Genomic DNA, 25,325 nt, shown 5'->3' with positions numbered 1-25,325 from the left:
GGCGACAGCGGCCGTGCCCGCCCGTTCCGAGGGAACGGGCGGGCACGGCCGGGCAGGTCCCGGCACGACCACGCAGGTCCCGGCACGACCACGCAGGGCCGGGCACGACCAGGCAGGTCCCGGCACGACCGGGCACGGGACCGGGCAGGGCGTCGGGTCAGCCCGGGGCGATCGTCGGGTCAGCCCGCGGCCATCTTCGGGTCACCCCGGGCCGATCGTCACGTCAGCCCGGGGCGATCGAGGGATCCGGCCGCGACGCCGCCCGTCACCGCTTCCTCAACAGCTCTCCATCGGCTCTCCCCGAGTCAGCCCGTACGCGGCGCCCGGGTCGAGCAGCAGCGCCACCAGCGCGCGCCGCGACTGGCGGAGCGGAACGACCGCGCCGCCGTCGCCGCGCTCCCGTACGACGATGCCGTGCAGCGCCAACTCGTCCTTGAACTCGCCGTACTGAGTGGGCGTCAGGCGGTAGGCGCAGGGCGGGTCGCGGAGGATCTCGGAGGGTTCGGCGGGGTCGTTGTCGGCGCCGCCGAGGAGGACGGGGCCCCGGTCGGCGAAGCCGGTGAGGCGGGCCAGGGCGGTGGCCGTGGCGAGTGGGGCGCGGCGGCCGTCCAGGTAGCCGAACAGGCCCTTGAGGGCGGCCTTCTGGGTGGTGACCCGGCGGCGGTGGTTCAGCGCCGGGTCGTCCCGCTCGGCCTGGTCGCGGGCGTCCTCGCGGGTCTCCACGAGCAGCCCCACGGCGTGCTTGAGGCCCGCCGTGTTGCGCAGGATGCGCTCCTGTCCGTCGCCCGCCACCTGCTTGACCGGCTCGCCGGTGAGCGGGTCGGTCCAGATGCCGTAGATGCCGGTGCCGAAGCCGGCACGGACGCCGGCGGGGCGCACGTACGTCTCGGACAGGGTGCGGGACTCGGCGTGGACGCGCGGGTCGGTGTTGAGGTTGCGCGGCCAGAGGGCCAGCAGGTCCTTGTCGTAGTAGGGCGGGGTGGCCCCGTACTCGTGGAGGTCGTAGACCAGTTCGGGGCGCCGGTCCCGCAGGACGGTGGCCAGCGCCCGTGTCTCGGCGGTGCGCAGGGCCAGGTGGTCGCGGTTGATGTCGACGCCGTCGGCGTTGCCCCGGGTGTCGGCCTGCCGGCCGTCGGGGTTGGCGGTGGGGACGACGAGGAGCGTCGTCCGGGCGAGGAAGCGGCGGGTCGCCGCGTCCCGGGCGTACGCGAGGTCCCGCACGGTGCTCAGGCAGGTCTCCCGGCCGGCGGGCTCGTCGCCGTGCTGGGAGCAGATGAGCAGCACGGTCGTGGCGCCGGTGCCGAGGGTGGCGAGGTGCAGCGGGCGGTCCTGCTTCGTGGTGCCGATCACGCGGACCGACAGGCGGGGGCTGCCCCGGTCCACGGCGGCGAGGAAGGAGCGCTCCTCCGCCTCGCCGGTCCACCGGGCGCCGTCGCTGGTCTCGAACCCGGTCCTGGGGGGCGGCGGCGGGGGCGTGCCGCCCGCGGCCTCGGTCGGGGTGGCGAGCAGGGGCAGGGCCAGGGCGGCGGCGCCCACCGCGAGGGTGAGCGCGCGCCGTCGGGTGCGGGAGGTGCGGGTCATCGGGCCTCACGGGGGATCGGGGCGCCGGTCCGCGCGGGGGCGGCGGGGCCGGCCGGGGCGTCACCGGGCTGAACGCGGCCGGTCCGCGCGAGGTCACCGGCGGTCGCCCGGTCGAAGGCCCCGGCTCCGCCGAGCAGCGGCACCCGGGCCCAGGTGCGGGCCAGGTCGAGGGTGAGGGTGGGCCGCGTCGACGGCGGGTCGAGGAGGTCCTTGTCGGTGCCCGCGACGATGAGGGCGAGGCGGTGTCCGGCCGGGACGACGTGGTCCGTGGGCGCCAGCTTCAGCGTCATGGTGTACGCGCGTCCCGGGGTGAGCGGTCGGCCCTGGCGGGGGTCGGCCCAGGTGCCGAGGTCGGCCCAGCCGCGGCTGATCACCGTGTATCCGACGTCCGCCGTGCGCGCCTTCGTCTCCTTGAAGCAGGCGCTGTCGCCCGGGGTGCTCGCGCCCCAGCAGCTGGTGTCGGTGAGGGTGCTGATGCCTTCGCCGGACTCCGCGTAGGCCCGGATGGTGTCGGGTCCGAGGTCGACGAGGACGGCGCTCAGGTGGGCGCTGGACGTCGTCGGGGTGGCCGTGACGGTGACCGTGGAGGATCCGGAGACGCGCAGGTCACGGGCGAGCGGGGCGGTGCTGAACCCGGCCTTGGCGGGGGTGGTGCGGTCGATGTCGGCGGCCCAGTCGAGCTCGCTCAGGGCCGGGTCGTCGGTGAAGGTCTCGGTGGCGCCGCGCGGGGCGGGGACGCGGTCGAGGCCGCCGACGCCGGGGGCGTCGCCCGAGGTGGGGCGCAGCACGGTGGTCGCGGTGCCGCGGGCCGGCCAGACGCGGTCGGTGGTCCAGCGGTCGGGGGCGCGCTCGACGTCGGCCATCGGTTCGCGGTCGATGCCGTTGTCGTAGCCGAGGAGGTAGTGGTCGAACCAGCGGTGCAGGGTGCGGACCCAGTCGGCGCGCCGGAAGTCGAAGGGGTCGACGTGGCCGGTCTGGGAGAGCCAGATCTTGCGCTCGACGCCGTTCGCGGCGAGGGCGTCCCACCACTGGCCGAACTGGTTGGCGCGCACGTTGAGGTCCTGCTGTCCGTGCACGACGAAGACGCTGGCCTTCACCTTCCGGGCGTCGGCGACGTAGTTCCGCTCGCTCCAGGCCGGGGTCCAGTCGCCGCTGTACGGGGTGGCCTTCGCGATCCGCTCCTGGACGGCGCCGCAACGGGCCTGGGCGTCGGGGCTGTTGACGTAGTCGGCGAGCCAGGTGGGGTTGGCGTCGTAGAGCGGGGCGCCCTGGGAGTGGAAGTAGTCGTACCAGGACGAGATCGAGCCGATGGGGACGATGGTGCGCAGGCCCTCGACCCCGGTGGCGGCCACGCCGTTGGCGATGGTGCCGTCCCAGCTCTTGCCGATCATGCCGACCTTGCCGGTGGACCAGGTGGTGGCGCGGGCCCGGTCGGTGCCGGTGCGGGTGGTGTAGCCGCGGGCGCGGCCGTTGAGCCAGTCGACGACGGCCTTGGCGGACTGGACGTCGGAGCGTCCGCCGACGTCGTCGCAGCCGTCGGAGCGGCTGGTGCCGGCGAGGTCGACGGCGACGAACGCGTACCCGCGCGGGACGAAGTAGTTGTCGTAGAACAGCGGGAACTGGACGGGGTTGCCGTCGGCGTCGTAGGTCTTGCGCTGGCCCTCGTTGCCCCGGCCGCAGCAGGCGTAGTAGGGGCTGGCGTCCATGATGACCGGGATCCTCCGGCCGGCCGCGGCCGGTTCGCGGGGCCGGACGATGTCCACGGCCACCCGGTCGGCGCTTCCGTCGGCGTCCGCGTCGAGGCCGGTGTCGACCCAGACGGACTCGCGGACGGCGTCGGCGTAGGAGTAGACGGGCGCGGACTCCCGTACGCCGGCGGCACCTTGGGCGCCGGCCGGCTGGGCCCCGGCGGCCGGGGCGAAGGCGGCCAGCAGGGCCGCCGCGGCGGCGACGGCCAGTGTTCTGCACGACAGACGAGCTCGACGGGTTCTCCGCACACGTATCGGCATGGGGCGGAAGGTACCGTCCGCCGGCCACCCAGCAAAAGAGTGCCGCACGGGGCATCAGGTGCGGGGGGTTCATGTCGGCCGAATGGCGATCATGTGACGGGGGGTGCTCTGGACGTGACGGCCCGTGGGGAGGCTGAATAGGGTCGCTAAGGACCGACGACCACCCGCGCGTCTTACGATTCTTACGACTTGGGGAGCACCCGTGCACCGCAGAATCATCGTTCCGAGCGCCCTCGCGGCCGGCCTGCTGCTGGCGATCCCGGCATCGGCCGCCGACTTCACCCCGGGCGCCCCGGGCATCGGCGACTCCTACTACCCCGCCAGCGGCAACGGCGGCTACGACGTCTCCCACTACGACCTGCGGCTGAAGTACCAGCCGGCGACGGACCTGTTGGAGGGCACGGCGACGCTGGTGGCCACCACCAAGCAGAACCTGTCCCGTTTCAACCTCGACCTCGGCCTGAAGGTCAGCGAGGTGCGGGTGAACGGGCGCGTCGCGAAGTTCGCCACCTCCGGCGACCACGAGCTGGAGGTCACTCCGGCCACGCCGCTGGAGAAGAACAAGTCGGTCTCGATCGTGGTCCGTTACGCGGGCAAGCCCTCCGAGGTGAAGATAGGCGGCTGGTCCGCCTGGGCCCGCACCCCGGACGGCGGCGTCGCCGCGCAGGAGCCGGATTCGGCCGTCTGGTGGTTCCCGTCCAACGACCACCCGCGCGACAAGGCGACCTTCGACGTCTCCGTGCTGGTGCCGGACGGCCACCAGGCCATCAGCAACGGCGTGCTGCAGTCGCAGTCCTCGAAGCTGGGCTGGACGCGCTTCAACTGGCGCTCCAACAAGCCGCAGGCCACGTACCTCGCCACGCTGGCGGTCGGCAAGTTCGACATCACGACGGACCGGACGGCGAACGGCCTGCCGGTCCTCAACGCGTACAGCAAGGACCTCGGCGACAACGCCGGCGCGGCCCGCGCCTCCGTCGAGCGCACCACCGAGGTCGCGGAGTGGCTGGAGTCGGTCTTCGGCCCGTACCCCTTCAACTCCCTCGGCGGCTACGTCCCGAATGTGACGAGCGGCTTCGCCCTGGAGACGCAGACCCGCCCGTTCTACAGCCCGCGTCAGTTCGCCAACGGCGCGAACGTCTCGGTGGTCGTCCACGAGCTGGCCCACCAGTGGTACGGCGACAGCGTCTCCGTCGCCGACTGGAAGGACATCTGGATCAACGAGGGCTTCGCCCGCTACAGCCAGTGGCTGTGGTCGGAGAAGGAGGGCGAGGGCACCGCGCAGGAGCTCGCGGACTACGTGTACGGGACGCGCGCGGCCGACGACCCGTTCTGGACCGTGAAGCCGGGCGACCCGGGCGCCGACGACCAGTTCCACGCCGCCGTGTACGACCGGGGCGCGCTGGCCCTGCAGGCGCTGCGCAACGAGGTCGGCGACGAGGACTTCTTCGCGATCCTCAAGGGCTGGCCGCAGGAGCACGCGTACGGCAACGCCAAGGTCGCCGACTTCGTGAAGTACGCGGAGAAGGTCTCCGGCAAGCCGCTGGCGGGCCTCTTCGACACCTGGCTCTACCAGCCGGTGAAGCCGGCGGCCCCGGCGGCGGCCGAGGCGGGCCTGAAGGCTCCCGCGGCGGCCCCGGCGGCGCGTTCGGCGAAGGGCGCGGCGGCGAAGCCCGCGCAGCCCAGGTCGTGGAAGAAGATCGCGGAGACGAACACGATCCACGAGAACGACCGGCACTGAGCCGAGTGCCCGGCCGACGGCTCGCCGTGTCCTTCCCCGCGCCGGCGGGAAGGGCACGGCGGGCGTGCGGGGCCGACCGGTTACCCTCGTGGCGTCAGTACCGAAACGCCGTGACGCCCCGAGGAGCCGGCCTTGAGCGAAACCGTGCCCGGTGGGCGCCCCACCCTGGAAGAGGTCGCGGCGCGGGCGGGCGTCTCCCGGGCGACCGTGTCCCGGGTGGTGAACGGCGGCGCGGGCGTGCGCGACGCGCTGGTGGAGAAGGTCCGCAAGGCCGTCGACGAGCTCGGGTACATCCCGAACCACGCCGCGCGCACCCTGGTGACCCGGCGCAACGGGGCCGTCGCGGTGATCATCGCCGAGCCGGAGTTCCGGATCTTCTCGGACCCGTTCTTCGAGCGTCAGGTACGCGGTATCAGCCGCGAACTGAGCGCCCACGACACCCAGTTGGTGCTGCTGTGGGTGGAGGACTCCGGCGACCACGAGCGCATCGCGCGCTATCTGGGCGGCGGGCACGTGGACGGCGCGCTCGCCTTCTCGCTCCACGACGACGACGAACTGCCCGCGATCATCCGCCGGGCCCACCTCCCGACGGTCTTCGGCGGCCGGCCCGGCTGGACCGGCCCCGACGGCCGGCCCGAGGTGCCGTACGTCGACTGCGACAACCGGGGCGGCGCCCGCGCCGCCGTCCGCCATCTGCGCTCCCTCGGCCGCGACCGCATCGCCCACATCGCCGGCCCGCGCGACCAGACCTCGGCCCTGGACCGCCTCCACGGCTACCGCGACGAACTCCCGCACACCGACCCGGCGCTGATCGCGGACGGCGACTTCACCCGGGAGAGCGGCGCCCGGGCGATGGCGGCGCTCCTGGACGGCCGGACGGACCTCGACGCGGTCTTCGCCGCCAACGACCTGATGGCGGCGGGCGCCCTGGAGGTCCTGCGGGAGCGCGGCGCGCGGGTCCCGGAGGACGTGGCCGTCGTCGGCTTCGACGACATGCCCGCGGTGGCGGAGACGACCTCCCCTCCATTGACGACGATCCGTCAGGACATCGAGGGCATGGGGCGTTTGATGGTCCGTCAGCTCATGCGCACGCTGGACGGCGAGCGCGTCGAGGCCCTCGTCACCCCGACGGACCTGGTCCGGCGCGCCTCGGCCTGAGCCGCCGCCAGGGGCCCACCCCGGGACGCCCGGTCCGCTCCGGGCCGAGCTCCAACTCGCCTCCTCCTCCCACCCGTTACGCGTTCGACTCTTGACGGGAACCCGACCGGACGGGCACGCTCCTCACGCGTCCTGAGAGCGCTCTCAAGACGGAGGAGCCAAGGGAGGCCCCCTTATGCGCACGGTCCGGGTTCATCGAGCCGCCGCCGCGGCCGTTCTCGTCGGGGCGCTGGTCGCCGGGTGTTCGTCCGGCGGGGGCGGCGGGGCGGACTCCGCCGGGGGCGAGGTGGAGATCACCGTCGACCTCTTCGGGTCCTTCGGCTACCAGGAGGCCAGGCTCTACGCGGAGTACGAGAAGGCCCACCCCGGGATCGTCATCAAGCAGACCGACACCGAGGACGAGCAGGACTACTGGAAGTCGCTCCAGACCCGGCTCGCCGGCGGCGGCGGGCTCGCCGACGTGCAGGCCGTCGAGGTGGGACGGATCGCCTCCGTCACCCAGCAGCAGGGCGACCGCTTCGAGGACCTGCGGAAGTACGGGGCCCAGGCCCTGAAGGGCGAGTTCGCCGGCGCCACCTGGGCCGCCGGGACCGCCCCGGACGGAGCCGTGCTCGGCCTCGGCACCGACGTCGGGCCCGAGGCCATGTGCTACCGGACGGACCTGCTCCGGCAGGCCGGACTGCCCACCGACCGCACCGAGCTCGCCGCGAAGTGGTCCACCTGGGACGGGTACCTGGAGCTCGGCCGCCGGTACCAGGCGAAGGCACCCGGCAAGAGCGCCTGGATCGACAGCGTCGGCAGTCTCTACACCGTCATGGTCGGCCAGGAGAAGGAGCGCTACTACGACGCCTCCGGCAAGCTGGTCTACGCCGAGAGCCCCGCCGTCCGCAACGCCTGGAACTCCTCGGTGAAGGCCGCCGAGGACGGGCTCAGCGCCAAGCTGGACCAGTGGTCCCCGCAGTGGAACCAGGCCTTCTCCGCCGGCTCCTTCGCCACCCTGCCCTGTCCCGCGTGGATGCTCGGCTACATCAAGGGGCAGGCCGGCGAGGCCGGCAAGGGCACGTGGGACATCGCGAAGCTGCCCGGCGGCGCCGGGAACTGGGGCGGCTCCTTCCTCGCCGTGCCGCGCGCGGCCACGCACAAGAAGGAGGCGTACGAGCTGATCCGCTGGCTCACCGCCCCCGCCCAGCAGGCCCGGCTCTTCCGCGAGCGGGGCAACTTCCCGTCCTCCACCGGGGCCATCGCCCAGGTCGCCGACGCCACCGACCCGTACTTCTCGGGCGCCCCGATCGGCCGCCTCTTCGGCGAGGCGGCGAAGGCCGCGCCCGTGCAGGTGCTCGGCGTGCACGACAAGAACGTGGCCGACCAGATCACCAACGCGCTGAGCGAGGTCGAGCGGAAGGGCACGGCACCCGAGGATGCCTGGTCGCACGCCCGCAAGGGGGTCGAGAACGCCATCGGGTGAGCCGGGGCGCCCACGCGGCGCCCCCGGCCGTGGCCCGGGCGCCGCTCCCCCGGCGCCCGTCCCGGCGCCCGTCCCGGTGCGCCTCGGGCGCCGCCCCCTCGCCCGCGCCCGGCACCCTCCCGCGCCCCTCCCCGCGCCCCTCCCCGAGTCCCGCCACCCACCCCGTCGAAGGGCCCGCCCCGTGACCCTCACCCGGCTGTGGCGCAGGGTGTCCCCGTACACCTTCCTCGCGCCGTTCTTCACCCTCTTCGCCGCCTTCGGGCTCTTCCCGCTCCTCTACACCGCCTTCGTCTCCCTCCACCGCGTCGAACTCCAGACGCCCGGCACGATGGAGTGGCGCGGCTTCGGGAACTACACGGCCCTGCTCACCGACGAGTTCTTCTGGCGGGCGCTGCGCAACACGGTCGTCATCGGCGCCCTGTCCACGGTGCCGCAGCTCCTGATGGCGCTCGGGCTCGCGCACCTGCTCAACTACCGGCTCCGCGGGCGGACGTTCTTCCGCACGGCGATGCTGCTGCCGTACGCGACCTCCGTCGCCGCCGCCACGCTCGTCTTCGCCCAGCTCTTCGGGCGGGACTTCGGCCTGGTCAACTACCTGCTGTCGACGGCCGGCCTGGGGCCGGTGGACTGGCAGGACGGCACCTTCGCCTCACAGGTGGCGGTCTCCTCGATCGTCGTGTGGCGCTGGACCGGGTACAACGCCCTGATCTACCTGGCGGGGATGCAGTCGATCCCCGCCGAGCTGTACGAGGCCGCCGAGATGGACGGCGCCTCGCGCCTGCGCCAGTTCGTGCACGTCACCCTGCCGGGGCTGCGGCCGACCATCGTGTTCACGGTGGTCGTCTCGACGATCGGCGCGACCCAGCTCTTCGGCGAGCCGCTGCTCTTCGAGGGATCGGTCTCGGGCGGCATCTCGCACCAGTACCAGACCCTCGGGCTCTACCTGTACGAGCAGGGCTGGGGCTTCTTCCACCTGGGCCGGGCGGCGGCCGTCGCCTGGCTGATGTTCCTGCTGATCCTGCTGCTCGTCGGGGCCAACGCCCTGATCGCGCGCCGCCGTTCGCGCGCCGATGCGACCTCGGGGGTGACGGCGTGAGGGCCCGGTCCGGTCGTGGCGGGCCCGTCACGTACGCCGTCCTCGTGCTCGCCCTCCTCGTGTCGGCCTTCCCCTTCTACTGGACCGTGGTGGCGGCGAGCCGCTCCAACGCCGACCTGGCGAAGGTGCCGCCGAGCCTGCTGCCGGGGCCGCGCCTCATCCCCAACTTCGCGGCCGTCCTCGACGAGGCCGACATCGGCAGGGCGCTGCTCAACTCGCTCCTGGTGTCCGGCTCGATCACCGTCGGCACGGTGCTGTGCTGCACCCTCGCCGGGTTCGCCTTCGCCAAGCTGCGCTTCCGCGGCCGGGGCGCGCTGCTCGCGCTGACCGTGGGCACCATGATGATCCCGCCGCAGCTCGGGGTGATCCCGCTGTTCATGCTGATCGCCGAGCTGGGCTGGGTGAACCAGCTCCAGTCGGTGATCCTGCCGGGGCTCGTGTCCGCCTTCGGGGTCTTCTTCATGCGCCAGTTCCTGGTGCAGTCGCTGCCGGACGAGCTGATCGAGGCGGCCCGGGTCGACGGGGCGTCCACCGCCCGGATCTTCTGGGCGATCGTGCTGCCGGTGGCCCGCCCCGGGATGGCGGTGCTGGGGCTGCTCACCTTCATGAGCGCCTGGAACGACTTCTTCTGGCCGATCGTCGCGCTCTCCTCGCAGCAGCCGACCGTGCAGGTCGCGCTGCGCCAGCTCGGCGGCGGCTACGTCCACGACCAGTCCGTGGTCATGGCGGGCACCCTGCTCGGCACCCTTCCCGTCCTGCTGGTCTTCGGGCTGCTCGGCCGGCAGATCGTCGGCGGCATCATGCAGGGCGCCGTCAAGGGCTGAGCCGCGCGGGCCGCCTTCCGTGCCCTTCCTCCGATACCGGGAGTACTCCGCTCATGAACGCTCATTTCCCCGCCGGCTTCCGCTGGGGCTCGGCCACCGCCGCCTACCAGATCGAGGGGGCCGCGGCCGAGGACGGCCGCACCCCGTCGATCTGGGACACCTTCAGCCGCACCCCGGGCAAGGTGCGCAACGGCGACACCGGCGACACCGCCACCGACCACTACCACCGGTCGCGCGAGGACATCGCCCTGATGACCCGGCTCGGCCTCACCGACTACCGCTTCTCGGTCTCCTGGTCGCGGGTCCTGCCGGGCGGCCGGGGGCCGCTCTCGCAGAAGGGTCTCGACTTCTACCGGCAGCTGGCCGACGAGCTCCTCGACGCCGGGATCCGGCCGGTCGCCACGCTCTACCACTGGGACCTGCCGCAGGAGCTGGAGGACGCGGGCGGTTGGCCGGAGCGCGAGACGGCCGAGCGGTTCGCCGCGTACGCGGGGCGCACGGCGGAGGCGCTGGGCGACCGGGTGTCCACCTGGACCACGCTCAACGAGCCGTGGTGCGCGGCCTTCCTCGGGTACGGCTCCGGGGAGCACGCCCCGGGCCGCACCGACGACCGGGCCGCACTGCGCGCCGCCCACCACCTGAACCTGGCGCACGGTCTCGGGGTGCGGGCGCTGCGGGCGGCGCTGCCGGCCTCCGCCGAGGTGTCGCTGACCCTCAACCTGCACGCGCTGCGTCCGGCCACGGACTCCCCGGAGGACCGGGACGCGGTCCGGCGGATCGACGCCGTCGGCAACCGGATCTTCCTGGATCCCGTCTTCCACGGGCGGCTCCCCGCCGACCTGGTGGCCGACACGGCCTCCCTCACGGACTGGTCCTTCGTGCGCGACGGCGACCTCGACGCGATCGCCGCGCCGATCGACGCGCTGGGCGTCAACTACTACGCCCCGGCCGTGGTCGCGGCGGGCACCTCCGCGACGCCGTCGCCGTGGCCGGGCGCCGCCGGGCACGTGCGCTTCGTGCCGCTGCCGGGTCCGCGCACGGCGATGGACTGGCCGGTGGACGCGGACGGGCTGTACGAGCTGCTGGTCCGGCTGCGGGACGAGCTACCGGACGTACCGCTGCTGATCACGGAGAACGGGGCCGCGTACGACGACTACGCGGATCCGGAGGGCCGGGTGCGCGACCCCGAGCGCGTCGCCTACCTTGCGGCGCACCTGGCGGCGGCGCGGCGGGCACTGGCCGACGGGGTGGACCTGCGCGGGTACTTCCTGTGGTCGCTGCTGGACAACTTCGAGTGGGCCCACGGCTACGGCAGGCGGTTCGGGATCGTCCACGTGGACTTCCCGACCGGCCGCCGCACGCCGAAGGACAGTTTCCGCTGGTACGGGGAGGTCATCGCCCGGAGCGGGCTGCCGTCCCGGTGAGCCGGGCCGCACGGCGCGCCTCCCGGGCCATCGGCAGGTAGCGCAGCCGCTCGGGGAGTACGGGCACCACGGCCCGTACGACCCGGGCGAGGCGGCGCAGGCGCCGCTCCTGGTCGTCCGTCCACGCGAGACCGATCGCCTCGCGCGCGTCCGGCGGCATGAGACCGACGGTGAGGAAGGCCCGGGCCCGCAGGAACGGTCCGCGGAGCAGTGGCCACAGCGCCTTCAGGACGAGCCGTACGGGCAGCGGGCCGCGGTCGGGGGCCGGGACGGGCAGGTCGGTGGCGAGGAGCTCGCGGACGACGACGGTGGCCTCCAGCTCCTCGGCGAGGACCCGGCGGTAGTACGGCCAGAACTCCTCGATCGTCCGGGGCATGTCCCGGTCGTGGATGCCGAGCACCCGGCCGACCCGGAGCCACTCGGCGTACAGCGCCCGGTCCTGGGCCTCGGTGAGGGGGCGGGCCAGGTAGCGCAGGCCGTGGCGGTAGACGGGGTAGCCGGTCGCGTGCACCCACGCGTAGTAGGCGGGGTTCAGCGCGTGGTAGCGGCGCCCGTGGGCGTCGGTGCCCTGGATGTCCTTGTGCAGCGCGCGCAGCCGGCGCCCCTCCTCGGCGGCGGCCTCCCCGCCGTAGATCCAGAGCTGGAGCGAGCGCAGGGAGCGCTCGCCGCGGCCCCAGGGGTCGGTGCGGAAGACCGAGTGGGCGTCGACACCGGCGCCGATGGCGGGGTGCGCCACCTGCATGGTGAGCGCGGCGGGCAGCATGAGCAGGGCGCGGACGTCTCCGGCGACGGTCCACAGGACGCCGCCGACGGGGGGCGGGGCGGGGTCGGTCCGCCGCTCCCTCTCCTGCTGCGGCTCGGTTCGCTGGGGCACGCGTACGTCCTCTCGCTCTCGCTTCTCAGGCTGCCCGGGTCCGCTCGCGCGGGCAAGGGCGGGCGGGGCGCACATGACGCGGGGCCGCGTCCCGGGCGGGTGGGCCCGGGGCGCGGCCCCGTACGGGCGTGCGCGTGGTGCGTCAGGCGCGGTCGGCGCCGACCGGCTCGCCGACGATGCGGCCGGCCAGGGCGTGGGCCCAGGCGTCGACGTCGGAGGTGAGCTCGCGCTCGGCGGCGGCGCGCTCCGTGGCGATGCGCTCGGAGCCGGCGGTCAGGATGGCCTCGCGCTCGCGCAGGCCCTCGGCGCGGGCGGCGGCGATGGCGGCGGCACCCTCCTCGGTGGCCTGGGCGCGGATGCGGGCGGCGTCGTGGCGGGCCTCGGCCAGCTCGGCCTCGTACTGCTCGCGGATCGCGGTGGCCTCGCCGCGCAGGTCGTCGGCGCGCTCGGTGCCGCCTTCGATGGCGTCCTCACGCTCGGTGAGCGTGCGGTTGATCTTCGGGAGGATCCCCTTGGCGAGGATCAGGAAGGTGATGCCGAAGATCACGAAGCCGATGATGAGCTCGGCCCACACCGGGTTGAGCGGACCGAGGTCCATGTCGAAGATCTGCGAGTTCTGCGCGAGGGTCATGGGCGCATCCTACCTAATCGCGAAAGCGGCAATTCGGGCTATTGACCGAGAGTTGGCGCGTTCGTGCGAGTCACGCAAGATTCGCGGCATCCAACGGCTACCGGAAGGTAACTACGGCTGCTTTGATGTGCGGCGCCGGTCCTCCAGCCCCCATACTTTCACGGGAGTTCCCAGTGCCGTTCTCCTCGCTCCGCCGGATCCCCGGCGCGGCCCTGTCCGTCGCGCTCGCCGCCGCCACCCTCACCGCGGTCGCGCCGGCCGCCTCGGCGGCCGACACCGCCGCGACGACCCCGCGGCTGAAGGTGCTGACGTACAACACCTTCCTGATGTCGAAGAACCTCTACCCGAACTGGGGCCAGGACCACCGGGCCGCCGCGATCCCCGCCGCGCCCTTCTTCCAGGGCAACGACGTCGTGGTGCTCCAGGAGGCCTTCGACAACTCCGCCTCGGACGCGCTCAAGGCGAACGCCGCCGGGCAGTACCCGTACCAGACCCCCGTCGTGGGCCGCTCGAAGTCGGGCTGGGACGCCACCGGCGGCTCCTACTCCGCCACCACCCCCGAGGACGGCGGGGTGACGCTGCTCAGCAAGTGGCCGGTGGTCCGCAAGGAGCAGTACGTCTACAAGGACGCGTGCGGCGCGGACTGGTGGTCGAACAAGGGCTTCGTCTACGCGGTCCTCGACGTGAACGGCACGAAGGTGCACGTCGTCGGCACCCACGCGCAGTCGACCGACCCGGGCTGCTCGGCGGGCGAGGCGGCGCAGATGCGCAGCCGCCAGTTCAGGACCATCGACGCGTTCCTCGACGCCAAGAACATCCCGGCGGACGAGGAGGTGATCGTCGCGGGCGACATGAACGTGGACTCGCACACGCCCGAGTACGCGACCATGCTCACCGACGCGGGCCTGGTCGGCGCGGACGCCCGCACCGGCCACCCGTACTCCTTCGACACGGCGCAGAACTCGATCGCCAACTACCGCTACCCGACCGACCCGCGCGAGGACCTCGACTACGTCCTGTACCGCGCCGGGAACGCCCGCCCGGCCGGCTGGACGAACAACGTGGTCCTGGAGCGGAGCGCGCCCTGGACCGTCTCCAGCTGGGGCCAGAGCTACACGTACAGCAACCTGTCCGACCACTACCCGGTGACGGCGTACGCGGCGAACTGACCGCCCGGGCGCGCGACCGCCGGAAGCCCGGCCCCCGTTCGTCGGGGGGCCGGGCTTCCGGTTCGGACGGGCGCCGGGTCTCAGCTCACCTGGATCGACACGTCGTCCAGGACGAACGAGGTCTGGAGGGACTGGTCCTCCACCGACGTGAACCCGAGGGTGACGGTCTGGCCGGCGAAGGACGAGAGGTCGTACGACTTCTCGACGTAGCCGGTGGCCGCGTCCAGGTTGGAGTAGGACGCCACCTGCTGGCCGCCCACCTTGACCGTGGCCACGTCGTAGGCCACGCTCTCGGTCTCGTCCGTGTCGATGTGCACGAAGAACGAGAGCCGGTACGAGGCGCATCCCGAGGGGATGGACACGGACTGCGCGGCGTTCTCGGTGTAGCTGGAACCCCTTCCGCCCAGCCACGCCTTGTAGCTGCCGCCGTGCGCCGCCTGCCGCGAGTCGTTGGTGATCACGCCGGCGCTCGCGCTCCACGGACCGCTGCCGCTCTCGAAGCCGCCGTTGACCACGAGCTGGCGCGGCGTGCAGGAGCCGCCACCGCCCGTGACGGTCAGCGTGTACGTGGTGGTGTGGCTGACGGTGCCCGAGCCGGTGACCGTCAGGGTGTAGGTGCCGGGCGTGGTGCTCGCGCCGACCTGGACGGACAGGGCCGAGGAGCCCCCGGACTGGACGGACGTCGGGCTGAGCGTGGCGGTCACGCCGGCCGGCGCGCCGGAGACGGAGAGGCCCACGGTCTGGGCGGCGCCGCTCACCGTGGCGGTGTTCACCGTCGCCGAGACGGACCCGCCGGGGGCCGTGCTGCCCGCGGACGGGCTGACGCCGACGGAGAAGTCCTGGGCCGGGGCGGTGCCGCCGACGGCCTGCTTCCAGAGGGCGTAGGCGATCCCGTCGGAGCTGCGGTTCAGCACCGTCGCGTTGATGTTGCCCGTGGTGTCACAGGCGCTGTGGTAGCAGGAGTCGTACGCGGTGTTGGCGGAGCCGCCCCACTTCTGGGCCTGCGCCGCGGTCTTGCGGGCGCTCGCGCCGGCCGCGTATCCGGAGGTCGCGACGCCACCCTGCTGGAAGGAGTAGTCGTCGCTGCGGCCCTGGCCCTCGGTGTTCTCCTCGGGCGCCAGGTTCAGCGAGGTCCAGTACGCCTTGAGGGGCGCGGCGGCGGTGGAGTTGAGGTTGTTGATGAAGTAGCCGCCGTTGGTGGAGCCGACCATGTCGAAGTTGTAGTAGGCCTTGATGGTCGCGCGCTGCGCGGCGGTGAGCCGGTTGACGTAGAACGCGGAGCCGTTGAGCCCCTGCTCCTCGTCGGTCCACCAGGCGAAGCGCACGTGCTTGGTCATCGTCGGGTTCTTCTGGGCGAGGACGAGCGCGTTCTCCAGCAGGGCCGCGGAGCCGGAGCCGTTGTCGTTGATGCCGGGGCCCGCCGAGACGCCGTCCAGGTGCGCGCCGAACATGACGACCTGGTCGGCGGGGCCGCCCGGCCAGTCGGCGATCAGGTTGTTCGACGGGTAGGTGCAGGAGGTGCAGTTCTGCTCGGTCACCGTGTATCCGGCGGCCTGCAGCTTGCCCTTCACGTAGGCCAGCGACTGGGTGTATCCGGCGCTGCCCGCGCGGCGGTGGCCGCCGTTCTGGGCGGCGATGGTGCCGAACTGGGCCAGGTGCGCCTGCACGTTGGCGACGTCGACGTCCGGCGGGTCGTTGCCGGGCTGGGTTCCGCCGACGTTGAGCGTGTAGTCGGTGGTGTGCGACAGCGTGGTGCCCTGGCCCTTGACGACGACCGTGGACGTGCCGGGTGCCGCGTTGGAGGTGGCGGTCAGGGTCAGCACCGAGGACTGGCCGGACTGCACCGTCGCGGGGTTGAAGGAGGCGGTCACCCCGGCGGGCAGGCCGGTGGCGCTCAGCGTCACCGACTGCGCGACGCCGGTCGTGACGGCGGTGCCGACGGTGGTGGTCGCGGAGCCGCCCTGCTGGACGGTGCCGGAGGAGGGGTTCAGCGACATCGAGAAGTCGTCGTTCTGACCGCTCGGGGTGCAGGTCGGGTCGGCCGTCTGCGCGGGCACGCTGATCGCGTCCCAGGCCGCCTTCGTCTTGAGGAAGAGGCCGCAGGTCGCGTCGAGCGACTTGGCGGAGCTGAGCGTCGCCGTGCGGTACTTCTTGTAGCTCATGCTGCTGGTCTTGAGCAGCATGCCGCCGTAGAAGATCTTGCCGGCGGACTGTATCCCGACGCCCGTCAGGGTGCTCTGGTTGCAGGTGGTGCTGCTGGGCTTGCCGCCGCCGGGGTTGGTGCCCTCGGCCAGCAGGTAGAACCAGTGGTTCAGCGGGCCCGCGGCGGCGTGCACCTCGGTGCCGGGGATCGCCGAGCTGTAGCAGGCCGGGTCGTTGTTGACGGCCGGCGGGTTGTACATGTTGCGGATCGGGCCCCTGCCCTGGAGGTTGATGACCTCGCCCACCGTGTAGTCGGGGACGTCGTAGGGGGCCGGCTGGTTGATGTACGCCTCGGTCAGCGCGCCGAAGATGTCACCGGTGCCCTCGCCGAGCCCGGCCTCCTGGCCGCTGGTGCCGCCGGGGGTGTTGGTGTCGATGGCGTGCCCGTACTCGTGGGCCACCACGTCCACGCCGGCGATCCACTCGTTGGCGCTGTTGCGCCCGATGGTCACCGAGCTGCCGTCCCAGTAGGCGTTGAGGTCGTTGAGCCCGACCTTGCCGGGGAAGCTGCGGCCGTTGCCGTTGACGCCGTTGCGGCCCAGCCACTGGCCGAGCATGTCCCACTGCTTCTGCGCGGCGAACATCAGGTCGACGCAGCCGGTCTCCTTGCTCGTGGGGTTGCCGGTGCCCCAGGCGTCGGAGGACTTCGAGAAGACCGCGTTGGTGCTGTAGTCGGCGCAGCTCAGACCGGTCCGGTTCGGGTCGCGCAGGGAGTAGGTGGAGCCCGAGGCGGTGGTGTCGAGGGCGACCGGGCCGGGCCCGTTCCACTTGCTGTTGCCGGTGCCCGCCACCACGTCGTCGTAGCTGTCGACGACGGCACCGGTCCGGGCGTCGACGAAGACGTGCAGCTTGCTGGGCGCGGTCCGGGTACGGCCGCGGAGCACGGTCTCCCAGGCCAGCACCGGCTTGTCGTCCTTGAGGCGGACGACCAGTCGGCTGCTCTCGACCTCGTCGACCGAGGCCAGTCTCTTCCGCGAGGCCGTCTCGGCCCGCTTCGCGGTGACCGACGGGCGGGTCGCCACGTCGATGCGCGCGGAGGAGGCGGACTGGAGGGCGCGGATCCTGCCGGAACCGTCGGCGAGGACCACGGCGTCGCCGCCGACGACCGGCAGGCCGCGATAGCTGCGCTCGTACGAGACCGAGTAGAGGTCCTTCACCCAAGGGGTGACGAGCCGTCGCTCGTACTGTTCCTGGGCCGAGTTGACCAGCGTGTCGAGACCGCTGTCGACTGCCAGGTCCGCGGCCGCGACCGCGCGGGTCACGGGGCTGTCCTTCTGGGCCGGTGCCGGCCGGGCCGCCGACGCCGTTCCGGCGAGGGCACCGACGAGGCTCGCGGACAGCGCCATCGCTGTCACGGCCGCCGTCCATCTGGTGGGCTGCAACGTGCACTCCGATCGTGGGGGTTCGGGTGTCATCGCCGCCGAGTATGGGCGTGGACATGACGAGATGGGGTCATCCCTACGGGCATAAGACCCGCGTTATGACCCGCCGACCGCACCCCTCGCGCCACCGGAAACGGCCGGTTCCGGTCCGCCCCCACCAGCCCGGACGGAGCCGGCGGACCCGTTCATCCGCACGACCGCCCCCGCCCGGGCCCCGGATCCCCCGGGATCCGGGGTCTCCGGGATCCGGGGCCTCCGTCCGCGCCACGCGCCTAGTAGAGCGAACCGAAGACGCTGTAGGCCCAGAAGGCCACGACGCCCGCGACGCAGAGCAGCGCCACCCAGGAGCCGAAGCCGGTGTGCCGGCCCTTGCGCGGGCGCGGCGCCCTCGCCGCGCGGGCCCGACGGGCGGTGGCGGGCGCGGACGGCCCGGTTTCGGCGGCCGTCTCGGCGAGCAGCCGGCGGCAGACCGCGGCCAGCTCGAACGTCCCCGCCGACAGGTCCACGACGGCCTCCAGCCGCGCGGGCGCGGTCGTCCCCCCGTCCAGGATCCGCCCGGCCCGCACCAGCGCCTGGTCCTTGCCGCCGGTCGGCGCCAGACTGATCCACCGCCGGACGTGCTCACCCCGGATGACCACCCCGCCCCCGCGCTCGCGGTAGACGGTGTGCTCCTTCCACAGCACCGCGGCCAACTCGGCGGCCTTCTCCCTGAGTTGCGCCTGCATCCTCTTCCCCCCACCAGCCAAGCGAATTCGAACAGCCGCCTGACTCTAGCGGCAGCCCGCCCCTCTCCCCCGCCGGGGTACCCGCACCGCCGCTGACAACGGAAGGCCGACGGCGGAAGGCCGTCAGAAGTCGTACGGCTTCTCGGTGTTCCAGTTCAGTACGTCGGCCTCGTTCCAGCTGAACTGCGGCTTCTCGCCCTTGGGGTCGACGGAGTAGAAGGGGCCCTCGCGCCCGTCCGCGCCGCGCAGCGCGAGGGCGAAGGACTGGGCCGTGTGGTGCTTGGAGCCGTAGTCGAAGAGGTTGACCGCGCTGTAGATCTTGCCGCCGGGCCGGAGCGTGAGGCGCTTGTCGCCGCCCGGGTTGTCCTTCTTGGAGTGCGGCAGCGAGGCGGTGTCGACGTCGCCGCCCAGCTTCACGGCCGGGTACGAGGTGACCCAGCAGGGCTTGCTGCCCGCGTTCGAGGCGGTGACGAGCAGGTGGTCACCCTGCTGCCCGGCGAACCGGTGCACCGCGGTGACCAGCAGTTCGTCCCCGCGGCAGGCCTGGACGTCGGCCGTGGTGCCCTTGCCCGCGGCCTCGCTCCTCGCGCCCGAGGGGGTCACCGAGGCCGATCCCTTCGCGGGGCCGGCGCCGTTGTCGGCCCGCTCCGTGCTTCCCGTGCCGCTCGCGTCGGACGCGGGCCGGCTCTGCGTGCCACCCGTGGCGCGGTCGCCGCCCGGCGTCTTCGCGTCGGCGTCGCCGCCGCCACAGGCGGCGAGTCCCAGGGCCAGCGCGGCGGCGGCGGCGGCCAGGGCGGCGGAACGGGCGGTACGGCGGGAAAGGTGCGTGGTCATGATGGAGCTCTCCCATGGTCGGTGAGGACACGGCGCCTCCCCCGTCCCCGCGGGGGAACCGACCGCGTCGGCTGTTTCGCTGCACCCCATGAGAGGGCGCGAGGGAGGGCCGCGTTCACTCCGTTCTGTCCGCATTCGGTAACAGGGAGGTCGGATCCTTCCGCTCAGGCCGCGATGACGCCCGTGCCGAGGAGGCCGAGCAGGAGCAGGCCGACGGCCACGCGGTAGACGACGAAGGCGTTGAAGGAGTGCCGGGCGACGTACTTGAGCAGCCAGGCGATGGAGGCGTACGCGACGGCGAAGGAGACCGCGGTGCCGACGGCGAGCGGGGCGGCGCCGACACCCGCGCCGACGGCGTCCTTGAGCTCGTAGACGCCGGCGCCGGTGAGGGCGGGGATGCCGAGGTAGAAGGAGAGGCGGGTGGCGGCGACGCGGTCGAGGTCCAGCAGGAGGGCGGTGGACATGGTGGCGCCGGAGCGGGAGAAGCCGGGGAAGAGCAGGGCGAGGATCTGCGAGCAGCCGACGAGCATCGTGTCCTTGAAGCCGGTGTCGTCCTCGCCGCGCTTGTGGCGGCCCAGCCGGTCGGCCGCCCACATCACGCCGCTGCCGGCGATCAGCGAGCCCGCGACCACCCACAGGGAGGCCAGCGGCCCGTCGATGAGCGGCTTGGCCGCCAGGCCCACGAGCACGATGGGGACGGTCGCGAAGATGATCCACCAGGCGAACTTGTAGTCGTGGTGGTAGCGCTCCTCCTTGTCGGCCAGGCCGCGCCCCCAGGCGGTGACGATGCGGACGATGTCCTTGAAGAAGTAGACGAGGACGGCGGCGATGGCGCCGACCTGGATGACGGCGGAGAAGCCGACCACGGAGGGGTCGTCGACCGGAATGCCCATCAGCCCCTCGGTGATCTTGAGGTGGCCGGTGGAGGAGACGGGCAGGAATTCGGTGACGCCCTCGACGATGCCGAGGATGGTGGCCTGACCGAGGCTGATGGCGCTCATCAAGGTCCTGTCTGAGGTGGGGACGGGGTGGGGGCGGGCGGGGTGAGGGTGGGCGGGACGCGGTGCGGTGTCAGTGACCGGTGCCCGCGCGGCGGGCGGTGCGGCGGGCGCGCAGGAACTCCACGGCGAGCGGGAGCAGGGAGAGGGCGACGATCGCCGCGATCACGGGGAGGAGGTAGTGGTCGACGTTCGGGATGCTGGAGCCGAGGGCGTAGCCGCCGAGGACCAGGCCGGTCGTCCACACCAGGCCGCCCGCGATCTGCCAGAGGGCGAAGGTGCGGGCGGGGACGCCGACCATGCCCGCGAGCGGGTTGAGCACGGTGCGGACCACGGGCAGGAACCGCGCCAGGACGACGGCCTTGCCGTGGCCGTAGCGGGCGAGCAGGTCCTCGGCGCGGGCGGCGCCGTCGCGCAGGTGGCGGTTGCGGGTGCGTTCGAGCAGGGCGCGGCCGGCCCGGGCGCCGATCAGGTAGCCGGTCTGGGCTCCGAGGAGGGCGCCGGCGGCGGCCGCCACGAGGACGCCGGGCAGCGAGAGGTGGGCGCCCGTCGAGCCGGAGGCGCCGGTGGTGCACAGCAGGCCCGCGGTGAACAGCAGGGAGTCGCCGGGCAGGAAGAACCCGATCAGCAGGCCGGTCTCGGCGTACAGGACGAGGAAGACGCCGACCGTGCCGAAGGCGGTCAGCAGGGATGTGGCGTCCAAAGGGTTGAGGGCCTGGAGCACCCGGGGTTCCTTCCTGCCGTGCGCGGGCGCGGGCGACTGTCGCCGGGGCATGGGCGCATGGCACACTCGTGGAACAGCATTTACGCGTGCGTAGAACTTCTACGCGACTGTAGAAGACGGTCGGGAGAACCACAAACCCCATGGACGGAAACACGCGCGATCAGGCACCCAGGCGGCCCAACGGCGCCCGCGAGACGCAGATCCTCGACCTGCTCCAGCGGGCCGACGGCGCCCTCACCCCCGGCGAGGTCGCCGAGCGGCTCGACGGCGAGCTCACGTACAGCACCGTCGTGACGATCCTGACCCGCATGCACGCCAAGCAGGTGCTGCACCGCTCGCCGCGCGGCCGGGCCTACGCGTACGCGCCGGTCACCGACGAGGCCGGGTTCGCCGCCCGCCGGATGCGCTCCGTCCTGGACGACCGGCCCGACCGCGAGGCCGTCCTCGCCCGCTTCGCCGACGAACTCTCCGACACCGACGCCGACCTCCTGCGCCAGATGCTCGGCGACACCGGCGACGGCGACCCACGCTGAGGAACCCCGCCGATGCACTTCGCCGTCTACCTGCCGCTGCTGCTGCCCCTGCTGGCCCCGCTCGGCGCCCGCCTGATCGCCGAACGCTGCGAGCCCCGCCTGGCCACCTGGCTGCTCGCCGCCTCCGCGCTCGTCCTGGGCGCCGCGAGCACCCTCAGCCTCGGCCTGCTCGCGCTCACCGGCCTCGCCCGCGTCCCCCGGCTCGCCGCACTCGGCCACTGGGCCCCGCTCACCGCGCACGACGACCCGGCCGCCCTCCCCGTCGCGCTGGCCGCCGGCCTGCTCCTGGGCGGCGCCACCGTCATGGCCGTACGGTTCCTGCTCCGACGCGTCCGCACGCTCGCCGCGGCAGCCCTGGACGCGGCATGCATGCCCGCCCGGGACGGCCTCGTCGTCGTCGAGGACGAGGCACCCGACGCCTTCGCCCTGCCCGGCCTGCCCGGCCGGGTCGTGGTGTCCACCGGCATGCTGCGGACCCTCGACGGCGACGAGCACGGCATCCTGCTGGCGCACGAACGCGCCCACCTCACCGCCCACCACTACGCCTTCGTCGCCACCGCCCAACTCGGCGCCGCCGCCAACCCGCTGCTCCGCCCCCTCGCCCGAGCGGTCACCTACACCATCGAACGCTGGGCCGACGAGAACGCCGCCACGGCCACCGGCGACCGCCGCAAGGTCGCCCGTACGGTCGGCAAGGCCGCACTCGCGGCCCGGCACCACCCCGGCCGCACCCCCGGCGGCGCCCTCGGGTTCCTCGGATTCCTCGGCCTCCTCGGCCGCCGCGAGCGGCGCCGCACGATCGGCCCCGTGCCGCGCCGCGTCGCCGCCCTCCTCGCCCCGCCCCTCACCCTGCGCCCCGCCCTCGCGGCCGGCACGCTCGCCGTACTGGCCACCGCCACCCTCGCCTCGGCCGAGGCGACCCACGACCTGCACGCGCTGCTGCGGGCCGTCGGCACCTGGTGAGGCCGGGGCGGCCGGCCCGGCACAGGGCCCGCTGACGCTGTCCGCGCTCTTTTACACAGCTGGTGAGACAGCAATACTGTTGAACCATGGAGCAGGCCAGCGACGAGCACCAGGGTGACGGGCCCGTGTACACCGTCGACGAGTTGGCCGCGCGGGCCGGGGTGACCGTGCGGACCGTGCGGTTCTACGGGACGCGGGGGCTGTTGCCGCCACCCGTGATCGGGGCGCGGCGGGTCGGGTGGTACGGGGCCGGGCATCTGTCGCGGCTCGCGTTGATCGAGGAGCTTCGGCGGCAGGGGATGACGCTCGCGGCGATCGAGCGGTATCTGGAGCAGCTGCCGGCCGATCTCAGCGCGCGGGACCTGGCCGTGCACCGGGCGCTCGTCGCCGCCTGGGCGCCCGAGTCGGCCGAGGAGATCACCCGGCGGGAGCTGGAGCGGCGGGCCGGGCGGGCGCTCGCGGACCGGGACCTCGACCGGCTGGCCGCCCTGGGGGTGCTGGACGGGGGGCCGGACGTGTTCCGGCTGGACGGGTCGCTGCTGCGGCTCGGGGTGGAGCTGCTGGACGTGCCGATCGGGCACGAGACGATCCTCGCCTCGCGGACCGTGCTCCTCGCGCACGCGCGCGCGGCCGCGCAGGAGCTGGCCCGGCTCTTCCAGGAGCAGGTGTGGAACCCGTACCGGGAGAGCGGCGAGGACCCGGATCACCTGACCGCGATGAAGTCGTTGTCGGCGCACATGCAGCCGATGGTGATCCAGGCCCTCGTCACGGCCTTTCAGCGCTCGCTGAGCGAGGAGCTCAGGACGGCCTTCAGGACGCCGAGTCCGTGAAGACCTCGCCCCGCTCGGCCTTCTCCACCAGGAGGGCCGGCGGGGTGAAGCGCTCGCCGTAGGTGGCCGCCAGCTCGCGGGCGCGCGCCACGAAGCCGGCGACGCCTCCCTCGTAACCGTTGACGTACTGGAGCACGCCACCGGTCCAGGCGGGGAAGCCGATGCCGAGGATGGAGCCGATGTTGGCGTCGGCGACGGAGGTCAGGACGCCCTCCTCGACGAGGCGGACGGTGTCCAGGGCCTCCGCGAAGAGCATGCGCTCCTGCATGTCCCGGAAGGGGATGTCGGTCCCGGGCTTGGTGAAGTGCTCGCGCAGACCGGGCCAGAGCCTGCCGCGCCTGCCGTCCTCGGCGTAGTCGTAGAAGCCCGCGCCGCCGCTGCGGCCGGTGCGCCCGAACTCGTCGACCATGCGGTCGATGACGAGCTCGCCGGGGTGGGAGGTCCAGGTGCCGCCGGCCTCCTCGACGGCCCTGCGCGTCTCGTTGCGGATCTTGCGGGGCAGCGTGAGGGTCAGCTCGTCCATGAGGGAGAGGACCTTCGCCGGGTAGCCGGCCTGGGCGGCGGCCTGCTCGACGGAGGCGGGCTCGGCGCCCTCGCCGATCATGGCGACGCCCTCGTTGATGAAGTGGCCGATCACCCGCGAGGTGAAGAAGCCGCGCGAGTCGTTCACCACGATCGGGGTCTTGTTGATCTGGCGGACCAGGTCGAAGGCGCGGGCCAGGGCCTCGTCGCCGGTGCGCGCGCCCTTGATGATCTCGACCAGCGGCATCTTGTCGACGGGCGAGAAGAAGTGCAGGCCGATGAAGTCCTCCTGGCGCTCCACGCCCTCCGCGAGGTCGGTGATGGGGAGCGTGGAGGTGTTGGAGCAGAGCAGCGCGTCGGGCTCGACGACGTGCTGGATCTCCTGGAACACCTTGTGCTTGAGCGCCGTGTCCTCGAAGACCGCCTCGATGACGGCGTCGCAGCCGGCCAGGTCGGCGACGTCGCCGGTCGGGGTGATCAGGGCGAGCAGCGCGTCGGCCTTCTCCTGGGTGGTGCGCCCCTTGGCGACGGCCTTGGCGCAGAGCTTCTCGGAGTACGCCCTGCCCTTGGCGGCGGATTCCGTCGAGACGTCCTTGAGGACGACCTGGATCCCGGCGCGGGCGCAGGAGTACGCGATGCCGGCGCCCATCATGCCGGCGCCGAGGACGGCGACCTTGCGGACCTTGCGGGGCTCGACGCCCCGGGGCCGGTTGGCGCCCGAGTTGACGGCCTGGAGGTCGAAGAAGAACGCCTGGATCATGTTCTTCGCGGTCTGGCCGACGACCAGCTCGGTGAAGTAGCGGCTCTCGATGGTGAGCGCGGTCTCGAAGTCGACCTGCGAGCCCTCGACGGCCGCCGCCATGATGTTGCGGGGCGCCGGGTACGGGGCGCCGTTGAGCTGCTTGCGCAGGTTGGCGGGGAAGGCGGGCAGGTTGGCGGCGAACCGCGGGTTCGACGGGGTGCCGCCGGGGATCTTGTAGCCGGGGACGTCCCAGGGCTGGTGCGACTCGGGGTGGGCGTCGATGAAGGCGCGGGCCTTGGCCAGCATCTCCTCGGGGGTGGCGGCCAGCTCGTGTACCAGGCCGTTGTCGAGCGCGCGCGCCGGGTTGTACTGGGTGCCCTGGAGCAGCACCTTGAGCAGCGCGTCCGTGATGCCCATGAGGCGTACGGTGCGGGCGACCCCGCCGCCGCCGGGCAGCAGGCCCAGGGTGACCTCGGGCAGGCCGATCTTGGAGCCGGGGGCGTCGAGGGCGACGCGGTGGTGGGAGGCGAGCGCGATCTCGTAGCCGCCGCCGAGCGCGGCGCCGTTGATCGCGGCGACGACCGGCTTGCCGAGGGTCTCGATGCGGCGCAGCGCGGTCTTGATCTCGATGGCGGTGTCGAAGATCGCCTCGGCGTCCTCGGGACCGGCCTTGATCATGTCCTTGAGGTCGCCGCCCGCGAAGAAGGTCTTCTTCGCGGAGGTGTAGACGATGCCCCGGATGGAGTCCTTCTCGGCCACCGCGCGTTCGGCGATCGCCGTGATGGAGGCCCGGAAGGCCTGGTTCATGGTGTTCGCGGACTGGTTCGGGTCGTCGAGGACGAGGGTGACCACACCGGTCTCGTCCTGCTCCCAGCGGATCGTGGTGCTCTCGCTCATGGCT

20 protein-coding genes are annotated in these 25,325 nt (G+C 73.0%); 10 read left to right on the top strand and 10 right to left on the bottom strand.

The features are described 5' to 3' along the window. Positions 1-276 precede the first annotated feature (276 nt). Together AB0Q96_RS11075 and AB0Q96_RS11070 are read right to left on the bottom strand one after the other, a co-directional pair. Entirely contained in the window at positions 277-1,581 is a 1,305-nt protein-coding gene (locus tag AB0Q96_RS11075; protein WP_365323924.1) for a M14 family metallocarboxypeptidase, read from the bottom strand. Further along, a complete protein-coding gene (locus tag AB0Q96_RS11070; protein ID WP_365323922.1) occupies positions 1,578-3,590 on the bottom strand; it encodes a Xaa-Pro dipeptidyl-peptidase in 2,013 nt (670 codons plus the stop codon). Before AB0Q96_RS11070 ends, AB0Q96_RS11075 begins: the two co-directional genes overlap by 4 nt. A 202-nt stretch (positions 3,591-3,792) precedes the next feature. Between AB0Q96_RS11070 and AB0Q96_RS11065 the strand changes: the two genes are divergently transcribed. From AB0Q96_RS11065 to AB0Q96_RS11040, 6 genes are all read left to right on the top strand, one after another. After that, on the top strand, positions 3,793-5,328 hold the full coding sequence (locus AB0Q96_RS11065; RefSeq protein WP_365323920.1) for a M1 family metallopeptidase: 1,536 nt from the start codon (positions 3,793-3,795) through the stop codon (positions 5,326-5,328). A gap of 132 nt (positions 5,329-5,460) precedes the next feature. Continuing rightward, complete coding sequence (locus AB0Q96_RS11060; protein WP_365323919.1) at positions 5,461-6,486, top strand: LacI family DNA-binding transcriptional regulator; 1,026 nt, start codon at positions 5,461-5,463, stop codon at positions 6,484-6,486. A gap of 175 nt (positions 6,487-6,661) precedes the next feature. Continuing rightward, positions 6,662-7,951, top strand: coding sequence for an extracellular solute-binding protein (locus AB0Q96_RS11055; protein WP_365323917.1), 1,290 nt, complete (start codon positions 6,662-6,664; stop codon positions 7,949-7,951). Between the two features lie 181 nt (positions 7,952-8,132). Next, positions 8,133-9,047 carry a sugar ABC transporter permease gene (locus tag AB0Q96_RS11050; protein ID WP_365323915.1) on the top strand — a complete coding sequence of 305 codons (915 nt, stop codon included), beginning with the start codon at positions 8,133-8,135 and terminating at the stop codon, positions 9,045-9,047. After that, positions 9,044-9,871, top strand: coding sequence for a carbohydrate ABC transporter permease (locus AB0Q96_RS11045; protein ID WP_365323913.1), 828 nt, complete (start codon positions 9,044-9,046; stop codon positions 9,869-9,871). The genes AB0Q96_RS11050 and AB0Q96_RS11045 overlap by 4 nt, the downstream gene beginning before the upstream one ends. Positions 9,872-9,924: 53 nt before the next feature. Continuing rightward, positions 9,925-11,295, top strand: a complete 1,371-nt coding sequence (locus AB0Q96_RS11040; protein ID WP_365323911.1) for a GH1 family beta-glucosidase — start codon at positions 9,925-9,927, stop codon at positions 11,293-11,295. Here AB0Q96_RS11040 and AB0Q96_RS11035 read toward each other — a convergent pair. Continuing rightward, positions 11,264-12,169, bottom strand: coding sequence for an oxygenase MpaB family protein (locus AB0Q96_RS11035; RefSeq protein WP_365323909.1), 906 nt, complete (start codon positions 12,167-12,169; stop codon positions 11,264-11,266). The genes AB0Q96_RS11040 and AB0Q96_RS11035 overlap by 32 nt on opposite strands. Before the next feature lie 142 nt (positions 12,170-12,311). Continuing rightward, positions 12,312-12,800, bottom strand: coding sequence for a hypothetical protein (locus AB0Q96_RS11030; protein ID WP_365323908.1), 489 nt, complete (start codon positions 12,798-12,800; stop codon positions 12,312-12,314). Between the two features lie 173 nt (positions 12,801-12,973). Here AB0Q96_RS11030 and sph point away from each other — a divergent pair, with 173 nt between their 5' ends. Then, a complete protein-coding gene (sph, locus tag AB0Q96_RS11025) occupies positions 12,974-13,969 on the top strand; it encodes a sphingomyelin phosphodiesterase (RefSeq protein ID WP_365323906.1) in 996 nt (331 codons plus the stop codon). An 80-nt stretch (positions 13,970-14,049) separates the two neighbouring features. Here the strand turns inward: sph and AB0Q96_RS11020 are convergent, their stop codons facing one another. From AB0Q96_RS11020 to AB0Q96_RS11000, 5 genes are all read right to left on the bottom strand, one after another. After that, on the bottom strand, positions 14,050-17,517 hold the full coding sequence (locus AB0Q96_RS11020) for a M28 family peptidase (RefSeq protein WP_365324068.1): 3,468 nt from the start codon (positions 17,515-17,517) through the stop codon (positions 14,050-14,052). A gap of 308 nt (positions 17,518-17,825) precedes the next feature. After that, positions 17,826-18,278 (bottom strand): hypothetical protein, encoded by a 453-nt coding sequence (locus AB0Q96_RS11015; protein ID WP_365323904.1) that lies wholly within the window; start codon positions 18,276-18,278, stop codon positions 17,826-17,828. A gap of 123 nt (positions 18,279-18,401) precedes the next feature. Further along, the gene (locus tag AB0Q96_RS11010; protein ID WP_365323902.1) at positions 18,402-19,112 is read right to left on the bottom strand and encodes a DUF4232 domain-containing protein; all 711 of its coding nucleotides are present in this window, start codon (positions 19,110-19,112) and stop codon (positions 18,402-18,404) included. Positions 19,113-19,276: 164 nt separating this feature from the next. Then, positions 19,277-20,113: an undecaprenyl-diphosphate phosphatase gene (locus AB0Q96_RS11005; protein WP_365323900.1), complete on the bottom strand. Its 837-nt coding sequence runs from the start codon at positions 20,111-20,113 to the stop codon at positions 19,277-19,279. Positions 20,114-20,183: 70 nt separating this feature from the next. After that, on the bottom strand, positions 20,184-20,885 hold the full coding sequence (locus AB0Q96_RS11000; RefSeq protein ID WP_365323898.1) for a DedA family protein: 702 nt from the start codon (positions 20,883-20,885) through the stop codon (positions 20,184-20,186). An 89-nt stretch (positions 20,886-20,974) separates the two neighbouring features. Here AB0Q96_RS11000 and AB0Q96_RS10995 point away from each other — a divergent pair, with 89 nt between their 5' ends. From AB0Q96_RS10995 to AB0Q96_RS10985, 3 genes are all read left to right on the top strand, one after another. Further along, positions 20,975-21,367 (top strand): BlaI/MecI/CopY family transcriptional regulator, encoded by a 393-nt coding sequence (locus AB0Q96_RS10995; protein ID WP_365323896.1) that lies wholly within the window; start codon positions 20,975-20,977, stop codon positions 21,365-21,367. A 12-nt stretch (positions 21,368-21,379) separates the two neighbouring features. Next, on the top strand, positions 21,380-22,330 hold the full coding sequence (locus AB0Q96_RS10990) for a M56 family metallopeptidase (RefSeq protein WP_365323894.1): 951 nt from the start codon (positions 21,380-21,382) through the stop codon (positions 22,328-22,330). 86 nt (positions 22,331-22,416) lie between these two features. Further along, entirely contained in the window at positions 22,417-23,160 is a 744-nt protein-coding gene (locus tag AB0Q96_RS10985; RefSeq protein ID WP_365323893.1) for a MerR family transcriptional regulator, read from the top strand. Here the strand turns inward: AB0Q96_RS10985 and AB0Q96_RS10980 are convergent. Beyond that, positions 23,141-25,321 carry a 3-hydroxyacyl-CoA dehydrogenase NAD-binding domain-containing protein gene (locus tag AB0Q96_RS10980; protein WP_365323891.1) on the bottom strand — a complete coding sequence of 727 codons (2,181 nt, stop codon included), beginning with the start codon at positions 25,319-25,321 and terminating at the stop codon, positions 23,141-23,143. The two genes, AB0Q96_RS10985 and AB0Q96_RS10980, sit on opposite strands and share 20 nt — an antisense overlap. Between the last annotated feature and the right edge of the window lie 4 nt (positions 25,322-25,325).

The organism is Streptomyces sp. NPDC093111 (genome assembly GCF_040683955.1).
Taxonomy (GTDB): Bacteria; Actinomycetota; Actinomycetes; order Streptomycetales; family Streptomycetaceae; genus Streptomyces.
The sequence above is the reverse complement of the archived record's forward strand: the minus strand, read 5'-3'. Positions and strand labels throughout refer to the sequence as shown.